Consider the following 7,060-nt stretch of genomic DNA (forward strand, 5'->3'; position numbering starts at 1 on the left):
TGTGACATAAGAAGAATCTTATTTTGAGGTGTGATTTCACATATTAGGAAACCATCCCGGTCAGTTACTGGGGAAGAAGCGGCCTCTCGGCGGGCTCAAACGTGAAGCTCCGGGTGATGCCCATGGGGAGTCTCGCCTCGCCGAAGAGGACCGGCTTACCCGTCAGGGGATCCGTGAGCGAGATCGTCGTGACGCCCGGATGCTGCAGGGCCCGTTCGAGAGCGGCGCCGTCGCCGGCGTAGGTATGGACGTCGCTCCCCGGCTCGCCCCAGGCGATTCCCAGCGACTTGTCCGCGTGAATCGCGTCCAGATGTCTGGCGAGAGAGCCGAATCCCTCGTAGGCCTCGATGAGTCCCTCGGTCTCGGTCCGGGCCTCTTCAACCTTCGTCCGGGCCGTCGCGGAAAGCCGCTCGGCGGGGATCGCCCGAAGAAAGTCGCGCTTGGAGATCAGGAAGGAGCGGATGTCCGATTCGATGGCCGCGGGATCGCCCTCCCCTTCGCCCAAAAACCGCTCGAAACGGTCCTTCAGGGTCTTTTCTTGGGCCTCAAGCTTTTTGAGCTCGCGCGAAACGGCCAGGCCCCGGGCCGCGTTTCCGACGCCCTCGAGCGCCGGGTTTAAGGCCGGCATGGCCACGCCGTTGAAGAGCTTGATGCCCACCAGGAATTTGAGCCCCTCCCAAAGCGACCGGCCGGAGAAGGCCTCCCGGAAGGCCTTTTTCTCGAAATTCGGATCGCCCTTGGCGGCCAGGCGTCCCGCCGTGACGTAATACTGGAACTGCTGGAACTTCAGGGTCTCATAGGCGGTGCCCGAGAGCCTTTCCGTCGCTCGGCTCACGAAGGATTCACGGAGGGTGTCGGCGGGGACGCCGCGCAGCCGGGCGACGGCCTCCAGTCCCATATCGAAGTACCGACCGAAGCGCGCCATGGCGATCTCGATATATTTGAACATAAGGGCGGTGATGGCCGTTTCGACGGCGAATCCCCCGGCGGAGCTCCAGGGTTTCTCGCGAATTTTTCCCCAAGTCTCGCCGAGGGACTCGCGCGAAAACGGGAGATTGAAGGCCCTCTCCGAACCGGCGAACGCGGCGGCCTGGATGGTTCGGAGGGCCAGCGCCCCCCCGAAGCGGCCCACCAGAAACGGGGCCGCGGCCTCGGTGGCGATTCCCGCCGTGAAGGCTGAAGCGGCGACGATGCTCACTCCGATGGCGAAATTGGCGACCTGGGCCGCTTCCATGTTCTCGTCCAGTTTCTTGCGGAGACTGGCCCTCTCCAACCGGAGCAGGTCCTGGGTCGCCGCGGCGCGCACGGACAGGTCCTCGGATCGCAGTCTTTCGGAGAGCGCCTTGTAGCGACCGATGACGATTCGGAGCTTTTCCTCTCCGATGGTCGGCTTGTCCGGTTGGTCGACGTCGGTGACGAGCGAGGCGGCCTTGAGGATCCAGCGCCCGGGGGTGTTGGCTCTATGTTCCTCGTCCAGGTAGGCCTCGTATTGGGCCGCCCGGGCCGAGGCGACGCGCACGTTCGCCAGGACCCCGATCTGATTTTGGACGATGCGGTAGGCGGCGATGCGGCCTTCGGCCGTAAGGGAATTGCCCTCGACCGCCTCGAGGTTCTTCCGGACCGTCTCCAGGGCCGCCGCGTCCCTGGGATCGGAGTCCGGCAAAGAACTGAGCTGTTCGACCATCCGGCCGAGAAGCCCCTTCAGATGCTTTGCCTCCAAAGAGCGCGCATCATCCGTGAAGGCCTTCAAGGACCGGAAGGCCCCTGGCGCGTCGGACGTATCGAGAGCGCTCAGCCGTTTTGCCGTTCCCTCGACCTCGTCCGCCTCGCGGCGCAGGGCCACGGCGCGGTCGCTCACGTACGCGGAGTCTCCGCTCACGCCCAGGCCGACGGGCAGGCTCTCTTCGTCGGCCTTTTGAACCCGGTCCGCCTCCGCCAGGAGAAAGGCCCGGTAGGACTCCGCGCGTTTGACGAGGTCGTCCCGGACCGACGAGAGGATTTCCGGAGTCACCCCGGCGAGACCCGATGCTTCGTGCCGGGGGAAGCTTTCGGACAACTTTGCCAGAGCCCAATAAGAGGCGTAGCAATCCCTGAGATCCGCCTGCGTGCCCGCGCCGTCCACGGCGTTTTCCGGGTTGTCGGGCGTCTCCATTGCGCGGAAGAAACGCTGGAGCGGAGGCGTGAGCTTGAAGCGCTCCTCCATCTCCTTGGCGCGGGCCTCGACGGCCGCCGTATCTCGGAGGGGCGAGGTAAAAAAGCGGTAGGAGAAGTCGGTTCGGTCGCCCGCGGAGAAAGTGCCGTGCCTGCGGACGTCGTCCAAGGCATTCTCGACGGCCGCGGCCGCCTCCGGATCCGATTGCTTCGGATCGGTCTTGAGCCGCTCGTGGACCCTGACGATCTTAAGCTTCTGCATGTCCTCCAGGGCGACCTCGTCCTCGTCCACGAAGGGCTTGGCAGCCTCGCTCCCTTCCGAGTAGTCGAGGTGGAAGCGGACCTTGGAGTTGTCGGGGTAATAACCGGAGAGCGCCTGAACGACGCGGTCCCTCTGGCCGGCGGCGGCGGCGTAGCGCCGGTAGACTTCGACTTCCTTCAGCAGGTTCCCCGTCGGCTCGGACCGCTCGGCGGCCCCGATGAGCCGTTTCCTCAAATCCGAGGCGGACCGCCCGATCTCGGGGCGTTTCGTCGCGATCTCCGAGAGCCATTGGGCGGGCTCTTGGACGGAGGCCGGGACGTTCGCGTCCTGCTTGGCCTTAAGAACGCCGGGCGCGGCGAAGCCGGGTTCGGTTCCCTTAAGAGGATCCCGGCCTTTTGGGAGGTAGACGTCTTCCGCGGCGGCATCGGCGCTTGCGGATTTCCCGGGCCGTGCCGTCATCCCAGAGTCGTTTTGATCCCGCAGTACCGGCTTGTCGGCCGCTCGCGAAACGACGGACCTGGTATTTCCCTGTTCAAGCGCCATGGGAGCTTAGAGACCCTGGAACAGCCGGGGCTTCCGGCGCCAGTCCTCCCGGGAGACGACGGGGAATCCCTCAGAGAGGGACGAAAGGGCGCGGCGAACGACCGCGCGGTCCTTATCCTTCTCGATCTCCGTGAGCCGGTCGTAGGGAACCTTCTGGTCGTCGGGGGCCCAAGGGTTCCGCTCCAGCCATCGCTCATGCACGAGGGCGCTGGCCGTCTCCACGAAGGCGTCGTCCAACACGCGGCCTTGTCCGACGGCCTTGTAGATCTCTCCCACGGCGACGTCGGCCGAGGCCTTGTTCTCCGCCTGATATTCGGCCGGCAGGTCTTCGTAGCGCGTTCTCGCGATATCGACACGGTCCGTGCCGTGACGGGCGATCCAGTCCGCGTCCTTCGTCGTCTTCCAGCGCACGGGGCGTCCCGTCTCGGGATCGCGCTCGCGCGGTTCCCGGGCGTACTGACTCCTCCAGTCTTCGTGGAAGGCGCCGGCGACCCGGTCGCGGATCCCGTCGAAAGGCGGCAAAATCTTCCCATCCTGGATCATCTGATGCAGGCGCGATCCCTCCATCACCTCCATCCGTCCGTCGGAGGTCGCTCGGAACGACTGCCGGTTGTCGCCGGTCACGAAGGCGTGGCGGCTCCAAAAGGCCGTGTCCGTCATGGGCGGCGCGTAGGTTCCCGCGTAGAGCGTGTAGAGGCCGAATTTTCCCGTGGGCCCGTAGGGTCCGCCGATGATGTAGAGCGTGTTGGTCGGCTTCGCGGGGCCGTCGGCCACCTGAACCGTTTCCGTCCTTCCGCCGGAGACGCGCTGCACGGTGACGGTCTGGCGTCCGGGCTTCAGCTCGGCGATGCCGTTGGTCCCGATCGGCTCGGAGAAGGTCACCTGGAGCACGATGCGTCCGCCCGGTCCGCTGGGCCCGACGCGGCTCCCGTCGATCTTCTCATCCGTCGTGAGGAAGCGGATCTTTCCCTTCATCGGGCCCTTGCCCGGGACGTCGCAAACGACGGGGATCTCCGAGCCCGGCTCTATCTCGCCCCGATAGGCCCTTTCCAGCTGGGTCTCCGCGAAGGCGAGGGCCTGGTCCGTGTTTCCAAAGCGCTTCACGTCCACCGTCGAGCCGAGGTCGACGCCGTTCAGATGGGCTTCGAGGTGTTTGCGGAGGGGGCTCTCCTCGGACCGCGCGGAGGCCAGGTCGCGGCTCTTGGCGAAGGAGGAGAGGATGCCGAGGCCGGCCAGGACGCCGAGGCCCGTCAAAAGGGCCGGGGTTTCCTTGCGTTCGCCCGGTTCCTGCGCCGCGTCCTTCTTCCAAAAAAGGTCCAGGAGTTTCCCCGGCTCGTCCAGGAGACGTGCGCCGGCAGGCGCCGGCCCCGCCTCGCGGCCCGCGAGGGCAAGCCCGGGAGTCGGTGTGGTGGTAAACCCGGTGTCCCTGGTTTCCATCGGCGAGAGTTCCCTTGCGCCCGAACGATCGATCGCCTCAACCCGCTCTTCGGTCTCGGCCTTGATGATATCCGTGGGACGTTTTGACCCTTCTTCGATTCTTGTTCCAGCCATGTTGGTTCTCCTTGCTAAAATTAAAGTCGTTTCGGAAATCGGTTCCTCGCCATGGCAGCGCCGTGATCATCGTCGCCGCGCACGAGGTGATGGCTTCCGTTGTTGTAGGCGGCGTCCAGCGGTTCGCCGGGGACCGAAGGTGTTCCAGGGATTCCAAGCATAGTGACTTTCGAAAAGAGCAATAGAAATGCCAAATGCTAACTATTTGAAATTTATGTTATTTTATCTTTTGTAGGCCGGCGAATGTGACAAAAGAGGAAGCCAATTTCACGATTTCAACTTCTCAAAATAAGCAATATACTACCATCGATGACCCCCTGGCGCATCCTTCATAGGGCCGGATCGGGCTCCACCTCGGAGGTCTACCGGGCCGTGGAGCCCGGCGGGCTTGAGGTGGCCCTCAAGGTCTTGAGAGGTCGCGGCGCCTTCGACTTGGAGGCCTTCGAGAGTCAGGCCCGGCTCCTCACCCGACTCCGGCACCCGAGCGTCGTGCCGGTCCTGGGATTTCGGAGACGAAGCGAAGACATCTTCGGCGAGGATCGCGGGCCCTGCTTTTGGATGGAATACGTCGAGGGAGAGGATCTGATTTCCGCGGCCCGCAAAGCGGATGTCGGACAAATCCTCAAGTGGTTTCGAGAGGCGGTCGAGGCCCTCGATTTTGTCCACGGACAGGGCGTCGTTCACGGCGATCTTTCGCCCCAAAACCTTCGCATCGATTCGGAGGGACGCCTGAAGATCCTGGACTTCAGCGTCCTTCCGGGCGACGCCGCCTTCGCGGACCTCGCCACCCTCCCCTACATGGCGCCCGAACGGATCGACGGACGGCTGACGCCCGCGAGCGATCTCTTTTCCCTCGGGACGATTCTTTACGAGGCGCTCGTGGGACGGCATCCGCGCGCCGGGTGCCGGAGCGTGACGGAACTCATCCGGAAAAGGCCTCCCGCCCTCGCGGAGGTCAAGCCTCTCGCGTCCGAACACGCCGTCGCCGGTCGCGTCATCGACCGGATGATCGCCGCCGATCCAAAGGAGCGATTTGCGGCCGCGGCCGCCGTGAGGATCGCCCTGGACGGAGGGACGGTCGCGGAGTCCGCGGGGCCCGTCGCCGAGGACTTCTCCCCCTTGAAGATGATCGGGGCCGAGCAGGCCTTCGCGGTGATGACGTCGATTCTGGAGACGATTCCGAAAAAATCGGCGGCCGTCGCCGTCCATGGGCCATCCGGGACGGGAAAGACGCGCTTCGTCCGCGAGGCCGCGTTCGAGGCGGCGGTCCGCGGGATCGCCGTGCGGGAATGGCACGGTCTCCACCAGGCGGACGCGGGGACGCGCGGCCGTGTCCTGGCCTCCCTCCGCGCCTTGCCGGAGACCGGGGTGGTTCTGATGTTGACGTGGGACGACGAGGGCCTTCCGGGCGACGCGAGGCGGTTTTTCGACGCGATTCTGGCCGAAGGGCTCGCGCACGATGTGGCCTTGGACAATCTCACGCAAGACGACTCCGTTCGTCTCGTGGAAGGCTTCCTGGACCCGGAGGCCTCGCGCGGCCTCATCGACGCCGTCTTCGTCAAGACGCGCGGGAATCCCGAAAGGATCCTGGCCCTCCTCAAGACACTCTCGGAGGAAGGAAAGATCCGGGACCGCGCCCTCCTCCCCGGCTGGCAGGACGTGCTGAGAAAAGACGAGCCCAGGGAGATCGAGCCCGGGGACCCCGTCGCGCTCTCGCGTTTTCTCCGTGAAAAGATCAACCGCCTGAACGCGGCCGGACACTACGAAGACGGGCTCAAGGCCGCCGACCGCTGGTTCGCCCTGCAAGCGGTCGACGAGCCCCTCCCCCTCAAGACGGCCAAGTACTGGTTCATCACCGGTTGGGGCCACCACAACCTGGGGCACCCGGAAGAGGCCGAAAAACGCCTGAGGCGTTGTCTCCGGGAAAGTGAAGCCCACCGGGGCGATTCGGAGATCGCGGGTTTCCTCGCCCGCTCGCACTCGCTCTTGGGCCTCGTCGCCTTGAACCGGGGAGACGGATCCTCCGCGATCGCGGAATTCGAGGCAGCCCTGAGCCTCCAACCCGAAAAGGACCCGGTCCGTGCGGAGACGTACCGGAACCTGGCCCGGGCCCTTGCCGCCGCTCAGGACTTTGGGAGGGCCAAGGACTTCTTGGAGCAGGCCAAGGCCCTCTATCGGGAGGCAGGCCGTGACGAAGGTCTCTTCTGGACCCTCCAAGAGGAGGGCAATCTCGACTTGAGCCGGAGGGACTTCGAGGCGGCGCTCGTGGCCTATGAAGCGGCGGAATCCCTGGCGAAGGCGTCGGGCTCCGACCTCAGGCTCGCGATCGCCTGGAACAACCTGGGTCTCGTGGAGCGGGAGCGCGGACGCCTCGGCCCCGCCCTCGACCTTTTGCACAAGGCCCGCGACACCCTCCGCTTTCTCGGCAACGCGAACGACGTCGCCCACAACCTGAAGGAGCTCGTCCTGGCCGAGGCCTCCGTGGGCCGTTGGGCCCGGGCGGAAGCCTTTTTGAAGGAGCTTCGCGGGATGCGGACGTCCGTCCCGGAGGCC

4 protein-coding genes are annotated in these 7,060 nt (G+C 65.2%); 1 reads left to right on the top strand and 3 read right to left on the bottom strand.

From position 1 onward, the window contains the following. Positions 1 to 64: 64 nt before the first annotated feature. The 3 genes from VLJ37_09200 to VLJ37_09210 form a co-directional block, all read right to left on the bottom strand. Positions 65 to 2,872, bottom strand: coding sequence for a hypothetical protein (locus tag VLJ37_09200; protein ID HSA59846.1), 2,808 nt, complete (start codon positions 2,870 to 2,872; stop codon positions 65 to 67). A gap of 90 nt (positions 2,873 to 2,962) precedes the next feature. After that, complete coding sequence (locus VLJ37_09205; GenBank protein HSA59847.1) at positions 2,963 to 4,507, bottom strand: hypothetical protein; 1,545 nt, start codon at positions 4,505 to 4,507, stop codon at positions 2,963 to 2,965. 20 nt (positions 4,508 to 4,527) lie between these two features. Then, positions 4,528 to 4,668, bottom strand: coding sequence for a hypothetical protein (locus tag VLJ37_09210; protein ID HSA59848.1), 141 nt, complete (start codon positions 4,666 to 4,668; stop codon positions 4,528 to 4,530). Between the two features lie 148 nt (positions 4,669 to 4,816). On the opposite strand from VLJ37_09210, the gene VLJ37_09215 reads away from it, so the two are divergent. After that, a partial coding sequence (locus VLJ37_09215; protein ID HSA59849.1) for a serine/threonine-protein kinase occupies positions 4,817 to 7,060 on the top strand: 2,244 nt, incomplete at its 3' end.

Source organism: bacterium (assembly GCA_035454885.1).
Taxonomy (GTDB): Bacteria; UBA10199; UBA10199; order JACPAL01.